Raw genomic sequence first — 15,851 nt, 5'->3', positions numbered from 1 at the left:
CACTCTGTCATACCGTGGTCTTGCCACGGTATCCATGATACTAAACAAAAATTATTTATTGATTCTCCTACGCCAATGGCGTATAATTATTATGAGTAAAAAACTGATTTCAGTTGTTGAGCTTCTAGAGTTTCAAAAATTCGCTAAGAATAATTTAAATGAAAAAGAATGCTTTGAAATAATACATTACATTGCTGCTAATCCTGACCAAGGTGATATAATAAAAGGCACTGGAGGTATAAGAAGAAAGTTACGATTTACTTTAAGTAGTAATAATAAAGGTAAAAGTGGCAGTATAAGAATAATTTATTTTTACTACAATGAAAATATGCCGGTATTTTTAATAACCGGTTTTATAAAAAGTAAGATGGAAAATATTAATCATAATAGTTGTAATGAATTAAAAAAACTAACTGAAGAATTGGAAAATTATATGTCGGACGAGGCAAAAATAAATAATAAAAATACTAATCAAACCGACAAAAGTATATATTAATTGGAATGCAAGAGGCTGTTTTATACACTAAAGGAAAATTAAAAGCAAATAAACATGATATAAAATTATCTAATATAGACGTGCATGAAGCAAGAGATAAGTTAAAATTAACACAACAACAATTTGCTACAACATTTGGAGTGAGTGTTGCAACTTTAAGAAACTGGGAACAAGGCAGAAGATTACCTACCGGAGCTGCAAAATTACTTCTTAAGATTATTGAGAAAGAACCTAATGTTGTGAAACGAGTTTTACGAGGATAAAATAGAGATAAGACACAACCTATATAAACACCATGCCTATATTTTTTTATTTATTTGCAACATTAATAACTATCAGTAGCGTATGCGTTGTCTTAAGCAAAAATTCCGTATATTCGGTATTATGGTTAATTTTTGCATTTATCAACGGTGCAGGGCTTATGATTTTGCTTGGAGCAGAATTTTTAGCTATGATGCTGATAGTGATTTATGTTGGAGCTGTAGCAGTATTATTCTTATTTGTGATAATGATGCTAGATATGCATTTTAATAAGACAATAACGCAGCTAAAAGCAAATCTAGCTTTAAGTATTTTTATAGCTTTGATTATGTTTGCCGATTTAGTAATAATTATTTTACTTGGTACTAAAAATATTAATTTCAACTCCAATGTATCGTTTACCATAACAAATAATATCTCAAATACCAAAGCAATAGGAGGCATACTCTACACAGACTTTATGCTACCGTTTCAAATGGCGGGCCTTATATTATTTGTCGCTATGATTGCATGTATTACGTTAACACTAAAGAAGCGTGAGGGAGTAAAACGTCAAGATATATCAAAACAACTACGTCACAATAAAGAAAATACCGTATTAATGACAAAGCCTATTCTAAATAAAGGTGTTGAGAATATTAAATATGAATGAATATATTTCGCTTAATCATTATTTAATCTTAAGCAGCTTAGTTTTTACTATCGGAATGTTTGGATTATTTATGCATCGCAAAAATATTATCAATATATTAATGTCTATTGAGTTAATGCTGCTTGCAGTTAACATAAATTTTGTTGCATTTTCCGTACATATGCAAGAATTATCGGGACAAATTTTTAGTATTATACTCTTAACCGTAGCAGCTGCCGAAACCTCAATCGGGCTTGCAATATTACTAATATATTTCCGTAATAAAGGCTCCATTAAAATTACTGACATTAATCAGATGTGGGGATAATGATGTATCAAAATATTTGCATAATGATCATCATGTTACCGCTTGCATCTAGCATAATAAACGGGTTATTCGTAAGGGTAATAGACAAAAAATTAGCGCAAGTAATTGCAACCGGCTTTTTATCTTTATCTGCCTTATTCTCATTAATAATATTTTGCGATGCAGGCTTAGACGGGAATATAATCCATATTAAATTATTACCATGGATTGAGGTTGGAAATTTTAAAATAAATTGGTCGATTTACATCGATCAGCTAACTAGCATAATGTTTATAGCCGTAACATGGGTGTCAAGCATCGTGCATATCTACTCGCTTGGCTATATGGCCGAAGATAAGGGGATTATACGCTTCTTGTCTTTTCTTTCTTTATTCACTTTTTTTATGTTAATGCTAGTATCTAGCGATAATTTCTTACAGTTATTTTTCGGTTGGGAGGGCGTCGGCGTTTGCTCATATTTACTAATAGGTTTTTGGTATTCAAAAGAATCAGCCAATAAAGCAGCGATTAAAGCTTTTATAATAAATAGAGCCAGCGATTTTGCTTTTATCTTAGGCGTAATGACGATTATTGTTTATTGTGGCTCAGCAAATTACAAAGATGTATTGTCATCTGCAGAATTATTATCTAATATAAAAATATTTTTACATTTTTCTATTCTAGACATTATTTGTTTATTATTATTCATCGGTTGTATGGGTAAATCTGCACAGATCGGTTTACATGTATGGCTTCCTGATGCGATGGAAGGACCGACTCCGGTATCTGCACTTATTCATGCAGCAACCATGGTAACGGCAGGAGTATTCTTAGTAGCACGCTGCTCATATTTATTTGAATATAGCCCTTTAATTCTACAATTTATTACGATTATCGGCGGTGTTACTTGTCTTTTTGCTGCAAGCATTGCTATTATGCACAGCGATATCAAGAAGATTATTGCTTACTCAACTTGCAGTCAGCTTGGTTATATGTTCATGGCGTGCGGAGTATCTGCCTATAATAGCGGAATATTTCACTTAGTAACTCATGCCTTTTTTAAGGCCTTATTATTCTTATCAGCCGGCAGCGTAATACATACCGTTCACGAACAGGATATTTTTAAAATGGGTGATTTAAGAAATAAAATGCCGGTAACTTATGGCAACTTCTTAATCGGCTCACTTGCACTAATAGGGATTTATCCTTTGGCAGGATTTTACTCTAAAGACTCGATTTTAGAAGCGGCTTATAGTAGCGGCTCGTTTATGTTTATTTTTGGAATAGCAGCAGCAATACTTACCGCTATTTATTCAATGAAGATTATTATGTTGGTATTTCATGGCAAAACTAAGCTAGAAAAAGATGTTTTTGAGCATGCTCACGAACCGGCTAAAGTAATGAATAATCCACTTATATTACTTGTCGCCGGGAGCTTTTTTAGCGGTATGATCGGCTATTATTTACTTGCTATGGACAAACCAAACGGTTATTTCCATGCAAGCCTATTTAATTTACATATTTATAAATTACTAATTAGCCACCCGCCTTTATATATTAAGCTACTACCTATGGCAGTCGGTATAGTGGGAATTGTTACTGGGATTTACTTATATAAGTCAAGTACTGTTATGTCATTCCCGCAAAAGCGGAAATCCAGTAAAAATATTAAAAACGCCTGGATCCTGCGGTCAAGCCGCGGGATGACACCCCTTGTATTAATTTCCAACATATTACGCAATAAATATTACTTCGATGAAATATATAATTGCTTAATTGTGAAACCTATTAACTGTTTAGCTTCTTTATTTTATCTTGGCGATCAGCAAATAATCGATCGTTTTGGACCAAACGGTTTTTCACGAGTCGTTAATTGCTTTAGCGTTCTTACCGGCAAAATACAAACAGGATATGTTTTTAATTATGCTTTGTATATAGTATCATTTATTGTTGTAACAATTAGTTATTTTGTTTGGAAAAACATAATGTATTGATGTTATTTGCGTTAAAAACTAAAACCGTCATTGCGAGCGAACGTAAAGAGCGTGGCAATCTCATAAAATAATAACAAATTCCTGGGATTGCTTTGTCAATTACTTCGTAATTTGCTTCGCCATGACCGAAAAAAACTCATAAAATCTTAAAGAATGTTAGAATTACCTATTATATCTATCAGTATTTTTCTGCCGCTAATAAGCGTGCTATATATTTTGCTGTTTATTAGTCAAAGTAAAAAAGCAGATAAACCGATATATTTAATGTATGTTGCAGTGCTTAGTTCTGTTTTAACATTCATCTCAACTATCTATATTTTAATAGAGTTTGACTCCTCAAACCCCGCTTATCAATTCGTTGAACGCTACGCTTGGCTTGATAAGATCGGGCTTGAATTCCATGTAGGCGTTGACGGTATATCAATATTTTTTGTGGTTCTAACTTCTTTTCTTACTATTATTTGTATAATTGGAAGCTTATTTACCGTTAAAAAATATATTAAAGAATATTTGGTATGTTTCTTATTAATGGAATCTTTTTGTATAGGGGCATTTACCTCGGTAAATTTACTATTATTTTATCTGTTTTTTGAAGCAATATTAGTGCCGATGTATATTATTATCGGCGTATGGGGTGGCAAGAATAGAATATATGCGGCTCTTAAATTCTTCTTATACACGTTCTTTGGTTCTGTATTTTTCCTACTTTCATTAATTTATATTTATAGCAAAATGCATAGCTTTGATTTAACCTATATCTTTCAGCTTACCGATAATATTCCATTATTTGCTCAGCAAATTTTATGGTGGGCTATCTTTATTGCTTTTGCCATTAAAATCCCTATTATTCCTTTTCATACTTGGCTACCCGATGCACACGTACAAGCTCCAACCAGCGGCTCGGTTATTCTTGCCGGTATTTTGCTAAAACTCGGCGGTTACGGTTTTTTAAGAGTATTACTACCTCTATGTCCGAGTGTATCACAAGAATTTGCAATTTACGTAATTTACCTTAGCGTTATTGCTATAATATATGCATCACTCGTTGCGCTTGCTCAAAAAGATATGAAGAAGATGATAGCATATGCATCTATTGCACATATGGGATATGTTACGATAGGTATTTTTAGCTTTACTAAAGCCGGAGTTAGCGGAGCAATATTTCAGATGCTTAGCCACGGTGTGATTTCTTCATGTCTATTCTTAATAGTCGGTACTTTGTACGAAAGATTACATACAAAAGAAATAGCTAAATATGGTGGTGTAGCAAGTAAAATGCCGGTGCTTGCCGCATTTTTTATGATTGCAATGCTCGGCTCTGTCGGGTTACCCGGAACTAGTGGATTTATTGGAGAATTTTTAAGCCTGCTTGGGATTTATAAGGTGAATGTAGTAGCAACCTTTATAGCAGCTCTCGGCATAATCTTCGGGGCGGTTTATATGCTGAAATTATACAAAGAAGTAATGCTCGGTGAAATTACCAATAAAGAAATTATGCATTTCAGAGATTTATATAAATACGAAATCATCTCAATAGCTCCTTTAATATTATTAATTATTTACTTTGGTCTAATGCCGAGTTCTATTTTAAATGTATTTAGCTTATCGGTGGGAAATTTGCTGGTAAAATTTTAATTGCTTACAAAAAATATAAATGCTACTCTAATTATAGAACTTAAAAGTGAGGTTTATATGAAAAATAGCAAAAGAACCTAAAAAAATAAACCATGAATTAAACAACGCAACTAAAAAACTAGGTCAAGAAGCTAATAAGGTAACAGGCATAGATATAAGTCATGTGGTAAATCCTGATGCATCAGATCATAAAGAAGCTTGAAGAGATGCTCGTGAGAAACTTGGAATTGGTCATAATAATCAACAAGATAATACAGAATTAACGGACCACACCAGAAGAGCATCATGAAAATTAAATTTATTAAAAAGCAACAGATGTAATACCGTGGCTTGACCACGATATCTAGTGAAATTATTAGTATTTTGAATTGCTTTTATATGGATACCGTGGTCAAGCTACGGTATAACAAGGACATGCTATCACTTCATCAATTACACTTTAAAAACTTATTTGATCTAAATATTACTTTTCTTCCTTCTTCTATAACATATATAAAAGGAGCTAACGGTTGTGGGAAAAGCTCGTTGCTACGAATGATAGCAGGAATTATGCAACCGAGTAGCGGTCATATCTACTATAGAAACTGTAATATTAACAATATCGCTAAACTTTACTGCACTTATATCGGTCATAATTTAGGTCTAAAATCAGAAATGACTGTTTTTGAGAATCTAAAATTTTGGTCAGAAATTTATAATTCCGCTGCAACCCTATATGCTGCTATTCATTACTTCAAATTACACGACTTATTAGATAAAAAATGCTATAGTTTGTCTAGCGGAATGCAGAAAATCGTAGCCATAACAAGGCTTATTGCTTGCCAATCTGACCTATGGCTACTTGATGAAGTTGAAACTAACTTAAGCAAAGAAAATAGGGCTTTACTCAATAATCTAATTGTCATGAAAGCAAATAGCGGCGGTATTGTTCTTCTATCCTCTCATCTAGAAAGCTCTATAAAATCTGCACAGATATTACGGCTTGATTAATTATTATTGTTTTGCGTATTTTTATAAATCTCCCAATGTACAATAAAAAATATAAGGCTACTATAATCCAAATTGAACAATTAATTATTGTACTTACAGCATGTGTTTTAGTAACTTTATATATTATTCTTATAACTAATTCTCTTGTCTTCTAGCTCTTTTGGAGGCTTTTAATTGTTCATATAAATCCTTATCATATGATTTTAGCTTTAAATATTGCTCATTAGTACTATATATTTTATGAGTTCCTCTTATTCCAGTAGGAATATAGTTTTTTAGTTTTTATAATTAAGAGAATAAAAGTCAAAAAAAAGAAAAGCAATAATTAAATTACAAAGGTTTATGAAATCTCGAATGCAAGGTTCGAATTTTCATGATATATTTTTTTAATTTAACTTTTTTGAAATGAACCTATTAACAGAATCACAATAGCATAATATACGTATATATTCCGAATAAATGAAGAGTAATTAAACGAGTATATTACCTATACTCGTAATCTTTGTGTAGTTTACTAGCGAGTGCCTGTTCCCATCTATCGCCATTTTGCAGTAATCTTTCCTTATCGTAAATAAGTGCGGTATGAGTTAGACTTGCAAACTCAAAATTAGGACCTTCAACTATTGCATCTACAGGGCAAGCTTCCTGACATAATCCGCAATAAATGCATTTTGTCATATCTATATCATAACGAGTAGTACGCCTGCTGCCGTCTTCTCGTTCGTCCGCTTCAATTACTATCGCTTGTGCCGGACAAATCGCCTCACAGAGTTTGCACGCAATGCAGCGTTCTTCACCGTTTTCATAGCGACGCAGGGCATGTTCACCCTTAAATCTTGGACTAATAGGGCTTTTTTCATAAGGATAATTTATGGTAACTTTGGGCTTAAAGAAATACTTTAAAGTCAAAGCCATCCCCCTTACTATCTCATATAGAAAAAACAATTTTAAATAGTGTATCATAAAAATTATATATTAAAGATCGATGTATTTCTGCGGGGCATCACCCGCATGGATACCGAGTTGTCATTGCGAGCAGCCGTAGGCTGCGTGACAATCTCATCAAATATCCTGAGATTGCTTCGTCAATTATTTCGTAATTTCCTCGCAATGACGGGTAAACCGATCAAGCAACAATGATAATAACACCTAAATACTCGGTAAATTATCTGTATAAACAAGCACACTTGATACTAACACTACCCAAAATAAAGTTAGAGGTAAAAATACTTTCCAGCCAAGTCGCATTAATTGATCATAGCGATATCTTGGTAAGGTCGCTCTAATCCATAAAAAACAAAACAATAAGAATCCGACCTTAAATACAAACCAAAAGAACCCCGGAATACAATCTAACCACGATATATTAAAGGGCGGCAAGTAACCTCCTAAAAAGAAAGTCGTAGTCATTGCACTAACTAATATCATATTAGCATATTCACCTAGAAAAAATAAAGCAAATCCCATAGAGGAATATTCAACATTATAGCCAGCAACTAACTCCGATTCTGCTTCAGGTAAATCAAAAGGTAATCTATTTGTTTCGGCAAGCACCGAGATAAAAAACACGACACCCATAGGTAGTAGCATTAAATCAATCCACCACGGCATTGTTCTTTGTGCTTCAATGATCTCACTTAAATTGAGAGTACCGGTAGTAAGTAGCACGGTAATAATAACCAGCCCCATCGACACTTCATAAGAAATCATTTGGGCAGAGGAACGTATAGCTCCTAAAAAAGCATATTTTGAGTTACTAGCCCAGCCAGCAATAATAATGCCGTAAACACTTAAAGAAGAAATAGCAAGAATATATAAAACACCTACATTAATATCTGCCAGAACTACGCCCTTTGCAAAGGGTATAACTGCCCAGCCGATTAAACTTAATATAAAAGTTATCATCGGTGCTAAAATAAATAATATTTTATCGGAATTGGTTGGAATGATCGGCTCTTTGAATAAGAGCTTAACCGCATCGGCAATAGGCTGAAGTAATCCAAACGGACCGACAACGTTAGGTCCTCGTCGAAGCTGCATTAATCCAATAACACGACGCTCTGCATATGTTAAATACGCAACGCACAATATTAAAGGGATAGTAATTGCAACTACCTTTAGAGCGATGATAATTAACGGAAAAATATATTCAAAAAAGAGTTCTAGCATGGTTGTACTCTTATTATATCATTCCCGCAAAAGTGAGAATCCAGAAAATAATTTACAAAAAAAGAGCTGGATTCCCGCTTTTGCAGGAATGAAATACGGGGTGAGAATAGCATATTTTTCATCATGCCACCTCTTCGTCTCTTGCTTCCTTAGCCTCAACGCACTTAGCCATAGTGACCGAATTTTTACTAATCACGTCAGTCATATAATAATTAATAGGTTCTGCAGTTATAGGCTCTTTTGATAACTTATCTTTAGAGCTAAACTTACTAAATTTATTTTCTATAATTCTATCAATACTAGCAAATACCTTATATTCTTTAGCAAGTCTTACTCTTACTTCTTGCAAATTATCCATTCCGATATCTATTTTTAGATAACCGGCAAGCTCTTTAATAATTTCTATATCTTCTTTAGCTACCCCTACAGGCGATACTGCTTTTTCTGCTATTTGCGGTCTACCTTCTAAATTTACGTAAATTCCGCTCTGCTCGGTATAAGCAGCCGCAGGTAAAATTACATCAGCACTGCTAGCACCTGCGTCCCCGTGATGTCCTTGATATATTATAAAAGTCGATTTCAGCTTATCAAATGGGATGACGTCCGTTCCAAGTAAATAAGCGAGTTCCAACTCTTCGAGCTTAATAGGAGTATTAAAACCAATATCAAGACCGCCAACTATAGAAGCGTGATTATGCAATATATTAAAACCTTTCCAATCATCACGCATAATATTATATTCAGTCACTATCTTATGAATAAGCGACAATATAGCATATCCGTCATCTCTTGCATATACACCATCACCTACTATAATCATCAGATATTTTGCTGCTTTTAAGGCTTTCGTAAACTCATGAGTACCAATGGCTAGCTCCTCAATAATCTTAATATCACTTCCTAAATCCTGAATTTTATAGGTTTGGTTATGCCCCCCACCTATTCTTGCTACTTTTAGTGAGTCGGCACGTACTCGCATACCTATTCTACTATTTAATACTGGAGCTATTTGCCTTGGATTTGCTCCGATTAGCAGACATAAATCAGCCTTTTCTATCCCTGCAATAGTAGTATTAAATAAATAATTACCTCGCTGCATGGTATCTAGTTTATAGTCAAACTGATTAACGCTGTAATTATTAGAGCCAAGCTTTTGCAATAATGTTTTTAACATAAACATTGCTTCGACAGAAGAGAGAGAACCAGCAATAGCAGCAATCTTTTCTGGTTTTACGGATTTTATTTTATCCGCTACTGTCTTTAAAGCTTCACTCCAGCTAGCTTCTACTAACTTACCGTTTTTTCTGATATAAGGACGATCCAAGCGCTGATATTTTAAACCGTCATAACTAAAACGATTCTTATCCGAAAGCCACTCTTCATTTATTTCTTCATTAACACGAGGTAATATCCTCATTACCTCATCGCCTCTACTATCAATACGAATATTAGAGCCTTCGGCATCATGCACTCCAATGCTAGCGGTATGTTTTAGCTCCCATTTACGAGCTTTAAAAGCATAAGGCTTAGAGTTCAAAGCACCGACGGGACAAATATCGATCATATTACCGGAAATTTCGGAATCTAAAGTTTGCTCTAAATATGAAGTTACTTCAATGTGTTCTCCACGGTGAATAGCTCCTATTTCCTCTATTCCCGCTATATCGCTCGCAAATCTAATACATCTTGTGCATTGTATGCACCTAGTCATCGCTGTTTTAATCAACGGTCCCATATATTTATCTTTAATAGATCTCTTATTTTCGTGGAATCTATTAGTACCTTTGCCGTATCTGAAAGCCTGATCCTGTAAATTACACTCTCCGCCCTGATCACAAATAGGACAATCTAAAGGATGGTTAATCAGTAAAAACTCCATTACCCCTTCACGTGCTTTTTTTACCATCGGCGTATCGGTATGAATAACCATACCGTTACTTACCGGCATAGCACAAGAAGCTATAGGCTTTGGTGATTTTTCCATTTCAACCAAGCACATACGGCAATTACCAGCAATTTTTAGACGCTCATGATAACAAAAATGAGGGATTGCTTTTCCTGCTTGTGTACAGGCTTGATAAACGGTGCTACCTTCTGATACTTCTATTTCAGAACCGTCTACGTTCAGCTTTATCATTTTTATTTTATCCAATAAGTCATAGGGTTTGGGTATGCTTTGTCTTCTATCATATATTTAAAACCGATGGCAACACGCAGTATATACCAAACAGCGAGTATAACGTATAGTACTACTCCAATCATGATAAACGTAAATATAAAACATACAATCCACCCAAGAACCCCAAGGCAAAAAGTACGAAATAAAAACACGTAATGACTAATTGCAAAGTTATCGCCTTTATCTTTGTTAAGATATGCAAAAAATACCCCGATTAACGGCAATATCGGAGCTACGATCCCGCATAAATATAATATATATACCACTATTAAATTTTTCTTACCACTCTCGGTATATTCTTTAAGATGCTTGTCCATATTTTTACCTCTTTATGTCGTTCCCATGTGGCGTTGTTGCATGGCTATCTGAGCTGTCATTGCGAGCAGCCGTAGGCTGCGTGGCAATCTCATAAAATAATAACAAACTCCCAAGATTACGTACGTACAATTGCTACGCAATTGCCTCGCAATGACGATACCAGCAAACTACCCCTTCAAACTCTCTACCACAAAATGCATAATACTGCCGTGCTTTATATAATTTATCTCATTATCCGTAAATATTTGCAATATTAAATCGATTGTTCTTATTGCACCGGTTTGTTTTTTTATCACGCATTTAACAGGATGATAAGAGCTTATATTCTCGCTTAAGCCTGTAATGTCAATAGTTTCTGAACCGTCTAACTTTAAATCTAATCTTGTATTATTGCCGGTAAAAGTTAGCGGTAAAATACCCATACCTACTAAATTTGAGCGATGTATTCGCTCAAAGCTCTCGGCAATCACTGCCTTTACACCAAGCAACCCAGGTCCTTTTGCTGCCCAGTCTCTAGATGAGCCACTACCATATTCTTTACCTGCAAAAATCACTACCGATACATCATGAGCTTTGTAGTCCATAGCTGCATCGTAGATAGTTTGCTGCGTGCCGTTTAACTGGTTTATGGTAAACCCGCCTTCTACACCTTTACACATCTCATTTTTTATACGAATATTAGCAAATGTGCCACGCATCATTACTTCATGATTTCCTCTACGTGATCCGTAAGAGTTGAAATCTAGAGGCTCTATATGATGGTCCGTTAAATATTTAGCAGCAGGGCTGGTTTTACTAATACTACCTGCCGGCGAAATATGATCGGTAGTAATAGAATCACCGAGAATTGCTAGAATTTTTGCAGATTTTATATCTTGTATATTATTCTTGCTGCCTATATCCTTAAAATAAGGCGGATTATTAATATAGGTACTATTCTTATTCCAGTTATAAGTAGAACTATTAGTAACCTGTAAATCTTTCCACTCTTTCGTTCCGCTAAATATATCAGAATATTTTTCTATAAACATATAGGAATTAATTGAATTTGCAATAACTTCATCTATCTCTTCTTTGCTTGGCCAAAGATCTTTTAAATAAATATTTTCTCCTATGGGCATATTTGTTAGATCTATATTAAGAGTGCCGCTAAGTGCATATGCTACGACTAAAATAGGCGAGCCGAGATAGCTTGCTTTAGTAAGCGGATTAATGCGCCCTTCAAAATTCCTATTACCAGATAAAACAGAAGCAACAACTAGCCCGTTTTTGTTAATAGTTTCCTCTATTTCTGGATTTAGAGGCCCGGAATTACCGATGCAAGTAGTGCAGCCGTACCCTACTAGATTAAACCCTAATTCATCTAAATATTTATCAAGACCACTAAGCTTCAAATATTCCGTTACGACTTTTGAACCAGGAGCAAGAGAAGTTTTAACCCAAGGTTTTACCTTTAACCCGTGTTCTAGTGCTTTTTTAGCAAGAAGTGCTGCACCAATCATAACCGAAGGATTAGAAGTATTAGTACAGCTAGTAATTGCTGCAATTACCACATCGCCGTTACCAATTTCGTAATTCTGATTTGCTACGGCATATTTTTTATCAATGTCTTTATTGTCTAAAGCAAAATTCGGTAATTCATATTTAAAATTACTTGCTACATCATTTAAGTTTACTCGATCTTGCGGACGTTTTGGACCGGCAAGTGAACTATGTACCATAGATAAATCTAGCTCTAAAACCTCAGTATATTCTACCGCATGTTCAAAATCATACCAAAGATTCTGCTCGGTTGCGTATTGCTCTACTAATCTGATTTGCGTTTTTTCTCTACCTGTTAGCTCTAGATATTTTATAGTTTCTTGATCAATCGGGAAAAAACCGCAAGTAGCACCGTATTCAGGCGACATATTAGAAATAGTAGCACGATCGGCAATCATTAGGTTTTTAAGACCCTCACCGAAAAACTCGACAAATTTACCTACTACTTTCTTTTTCCGCAACATCTCGGTAACGGTTAAAACTAAATCGGTTGCGGTAGCTATACCTGTTAATTTTCCTGTTAGTTTTACCCCAATTACCTCCGGCAGAATCATAGTAAGAGGTTGACCTAGCATGGCAGCTTCTGCCTCTATTCCGCCGACTCCCCAACCAAGCACCGATAAACCGTTTACCATAGTTGTATGGCTATCCGTTCCAACTAAACTATCAGGATAAAGGGTGCCGTCTTTATGCCACACGACTTTTGCTAAATATTCTAAATTTACCTGATGACAAATACCCGTACCCGGCGGCACTACTTTAAAATTATTAAATGCTTGCTGCCCCCATTTAAGAAATGCATAACGCTCTATATTACGTTTCATTTCCATTTGAACATTTTTATTGAATGAATCCTTAGCTGCATAAGAATCAACGCTTACGGAATGGTCTATTACCAAATCAACAGGAATAAGCGGGTTAATTTTTAACGGATCACCTCCTATTTTCTTCATCGCATCACGCATAGCCGCCAAATCCACAATAGCAGGCACACCGGTAAAGTCCTGCATCAAAACTCTTGCCGGCATAAAATCTATTTCCGCATCAGATTTTTTAGTTTTTAGCCATTCTTTAAATACAAGTAAGCTTTGCTTTGAACCATTAGAACGTAATACATTCTCAAATAATACTCTTAAACTATATGGAAGCTTTTTTAAGGGAAGATCTATATCGCTTGCCGCTTTATTTATATCGTAAATTTTGTATGAAGTATTATCGACTGATAACTCTTGTATATATTCTGAATTATGTACTTTTGACATTTGTTTCTCACTTGATTATGTGGAATAAACATCGTCATTGCGAGCAGCCGTAGAACTGCGTGGCAATCTCAGGAAGTTTGACAAGATTGCCGCGTCGCTTCTCGCTCCTCGCAATGACGGCAAAAAGCCTTGCAATGACATTAAAATAACCTTATCCCAAAACGTAGATTTTTCAAACAAATTAATGTTGATCTGATAAAGTTTTTTGAAGATCGAGAAGCTTAGTTGCTATTTCCGCTTCACTTAAATTCGTAACGTTAATAGCCGTTTCCGTAGCTATATTAATATAATTTGCCGTTACTTCGGTTACACCGCCGGAAATAAGATAAGTGTTTTCGGATTTATGCATATCATCTATATAAACCTGCACTAAACCGGCTTTTAAACTAACAATCATCGGAACGTGACTCGGCAGCACTCCAAACATCCCCTCCTCACCCGACATTGTTACCATTTTAGCTTGCTTTTCCAATGCAATACTTAAAGGAGTAATTATTTTGACTAGAATTGTTGCGTTCATAGAATAATATAGTAAAATTACTATGTCATTCCCGCCTACGCGGGAATGACATCAACGTCACTTCAACGTCTGCGCCTTCTCTATAGCCTCGTCTATAGTTCCGACCATATAAAAAGCAGCTTCCGGTAAATCATCGTATTTACCCTCTACAAGTCCTTTAAAGCCTGCAATAGTATCGGCTAGATTAACAAATTTGCCTGCAGCTCCGGTAAATACTTCAGCGACATGGAAAGGCTGCGATAAGAAACGCTGTATTTTTCTAGCACGTGCCACGGTTAGTTTATCTTCTTCGGATAGCTCATCCATACCTAAAATAGTGATAATATCCTGCAACGATTTATAAGTTTGTAAAACCTGCTGCACTTGTCTTGCTACACTATAATGTTCTTCACCAACAATCATCGGATCAAGTACCTGCGAATTACTATCTAACGGATCAACTGCCGGATAAATCCCAAACTCAGCTATCTGACGGCTAAGTACCGTTGTAGCATCTAAATGTGCAAAAGAAGTAGCAGGAGCAGGATCAGTTAAATCATCCGCCGGTACATATATAGCCTGCACGGAAGTTATTGAGCCGTACTTAGTAGAGGTGATACGCTCTTGTAGCTCACCCATATCGCTTGCAAGAGTAGGCTGATACCCTACCGCTGACGGAATCCTACCGAGTAACGCCGATACTTCAGAACCTGCTTGAGTAAAACGGAAAATATTATCTACAAAAAACAAAACATCTTGCCCTTCATTCATATCTCTAAAACTCTCTGCAATGGTCAGACCGCTTAACGCAACTCTTGCCCTTGCTCCCGGCGGCTCGTTCATTTGTCCATAAACTAAAGCTACTTTTGACTTTTCAGGCTCTGCAAGGTTAATAACACCCGAGTCAATCATTTCATGGTAAAGATCATTACCTTCTCTAGTTCTCTCACCAACTCCTGCAAATACCGTATAACCGCCGTGTGCTTTAGCCACGTTATTAATAAGCTCCATTATAAGCACGGTTTTACCGACTCCTGCACCACCGAATAGTCCTATTTTACCGCCTTTAGTATAAGGAGCAAGTAAATCAATAACTTTAATACCAGTTACTAATATATTACGCTCGGTTGACTGATTGGTAAAATCAGGAGCAGGCTTATATATAGAAGAAATATTTGAGCTTTTAATGTCTCCTTTACCGTCAATCGGCTCACCTACAACATTCATAATACGCCCAAGCGTCTCAGTACCTACAGGAATACGAATAGGACTGCCTGTATCTATTACTTCTACGCCCCGCACTAACCCTTCCATAGAATCCATAGCAATACAACGCACTGTATCATCACCTATATGTTGTGCTACTTCCAGGACTATCCTTTGTTTATCGTTATAGCACTCTAGAGCATTTAAAATTTCCGGTAACTTACCGTTATTCGTAAATTTTACATCCACCACCGCTGAAATAATCTGAGTAATTTTTCCAATATTTTTTGTCATGATTTTTTCTTTTGTTAAAAAATATAATACAAATAAAATGAAGAACAGATAGACGCAGTTTAATGTGG

The 15,851-nt window shown here is 35.4% G+C and carries 14 protein-coding genes; 7 read left to right on the top strand and 7 right to left on the bottom strand.

Going from position 1 to position 15,851, the window contains the following annotated elements; all coding sequences use genetic code 11:
- The first annotated feature begins 34 nt into the window (after positions 1-34).
- From RSIB_RS09865 to ccmA, 7 genes are all read left to right on the top strand, one after another.
- The gene (locus RSIB_RS09865) at positions 35-496 is read left to right on the top strand and encodes a type II toxin-antitoxin system RelE/ParE family toxin (RefSeq protein ID WP_081440475.1); all 462 of its coding nucleotides are present in this window, start codon (positions 35-37) and stop codon (positions 494-496) included.
- A gap of 5 nt (positions 497-501) precedes the next feature.
- On the top strand, positions 502-759 hold the full coding sequence (locus RSIB_RS09860) for a helix-turn-helix domain-containing protein (protein ID WP_004997354.1): 258 nt from the start codon (positions 502-504) through the stop codon (positions 757-759).
- A 32-nt stretch (positions 760-791) separates the two neighbouring features.
- A complete protein-coding gene (locus RSIB_RS01995; protein ID WP_004997352.1) occupies positions 792-1,409 on the top strand; it encodes an NADH-quinone oxidoreductase subunit J in 618 nt (205 codons plus the stop codon).
- The gene (nuoK, locus tag RSIB_RS02000) at positions 1,402-1,716 is read left to right on the top strand and encodes an NADH-quinone oxidoreductase subunit NuoK (RefSeq protein WP_004997347.1); all 315 of its coding nucleotides are present in this window, start codon (positions 1,402-1,404) and stop codon (positions 1,714-1,716) included. Before RSIB_RS01995 ends, nuoK begins: the two co-directional genes overlap by 8 nt.
- Entirely contained in the window at positions 1,716-3,689 is a 1,974-nt protein-coding gene (gene nuoL, locus RSIB_RS02005; RefSeq protein WP_004997344.1) for an NADH-quinone oxidoreductase subunit L, read from the top strand. Before nuoK ends, nuoL begins: the two co-directional genes overlap by 1 nt.
- A 153-nt stretch (positions 3,690-3,842) precedes the next feature.
- On the top strand, positions 3,843-5,324 hold the full coding sequence (locus RSIB_RS02010; RefSeq protein WP_004997341.1) for an NADH-quinone oxidoreductase subunit M: 1,482 nt from the start codon (positions 3,843-3,845) through the stop codon (positions 5,322-5,324).
- A 414-nt stretch (positions 5,325-5,738) separates the two neighbouring features.
- A complete protein-coding gene (gene ccmA, locus RSIB_RS02015) occupies positions 5,739-6,314 on the top strand; it encodes a heme ABC exporter ATP-binding protein CcmA (RefSeq protein ID WP_004997339.1) in 576 nt (191 codons plus the stop codon).
- Between the two features lie 483 nt (positions 6,315-6,797).
- On the opposite strand, the gene nuoI is transcribed toward ccmA, so the two are convergent.
- From nuoI to atpD, 7 genes are all read right to left on the bottom strand, one after another.
- A complete protein-coding gene (gene nuoI, locus RSIB_RS02020; protein WP_016728366.1) occupies positions 6,798-7,277 on the bottom strand; it encodes an NADH-quinone oxidoreductase subunit NuoI in 480 nt (159 codons plus the stop codon).
- Positions 7,278-7,463: 186 nt separating this feature from the next.
- Positions 7,464-8,483: an NADH-quinone oxidoreductase subunit NuoH gene (nuoH, locus tag RSIB_RS02025; RefSeq protein ID WP_004997335.1), complete on the bottom strand. Its 1,020-nt coding sequence runs from the start codon at positions 8,481-8,483 to the stop codon at positions 7,464-7,466.
- A 121-nt stretch (positions 8,484-8,604) separates the two neighbouring features.
- Positions 8,605-10,620, bottom strand: coding sequence for an NADH-quinone oxidoreductase subunit NuoG (gene nuoG / locus RSIB_RS02030; protein ID WP_032850903.1), 2,016 nt, complete (start codon positions 10,618-10,620; stop codon positions 8,605-8,607).
- A 2-nt stretch (positions 10,621-10,622) separates the two neighbouring features.
- Entirely contained in the window at positions 10,623-10,979 is a 357-nt protein-coding gene (locus RSIB_RS02035; protein WP_004997331.1) for a DUF4870 family protein, read from the bottom strand.
- A 168-nt stretch (positions 10,980-11,147) separates the two neighbouring features.
- Entirely contained in the window at positions 11,148-13,784 is a 2,637-nt protein-coding gene (acnA, locus tag RSIB_RS02040; protein ID WP_004997328.1) for an aconitate hydratase AcnA, read from the bottom strand.
- A 181-nt stretch (positions 13,785-13,965) separates the two neighbouring features.
- Positions 13,966-14,304, bottom strand: a complete 339-nt coding sequence (locus RSIB_RS02045) for a F0F1 ATP synthase subunit epsilon (RefSeq protein ID WP_004997326.1) — start codon at positions 14,302-14,304, stop codon at positions 13,966-13,968.
- 57 nt (positions 14,305-14,361) lie between these two features.
- Positions 14,362-15,783 carry a F0F1 ATP synthase subunit beta gene (atpD, locus tag RSIB_RS02050; protein WP_004997321.1) on the bottom strand — a complete coding sequence of 474 codons (1,422 nt, stop codon included), beginning with the start codon at positions 15,781-15,783 and terminating at the stop codon, positions 14,362-14,364.
- Positions 15,784-15,851: the final 68 nt, after the last annotated feature.

It is taken from the genome of Rickettsia sibirica 246, from assembly GCF_000166935.1.
Lineage (GTDB): Bacteria > Pseudomonadota > Alphaproteobacteria > Rickettsiales > Rickettsiaceae > Rickettsia > Rickettsia rickettsii.
This window is presented reverse-complemented; position numbering and strand designations above follow the sequence as displayed.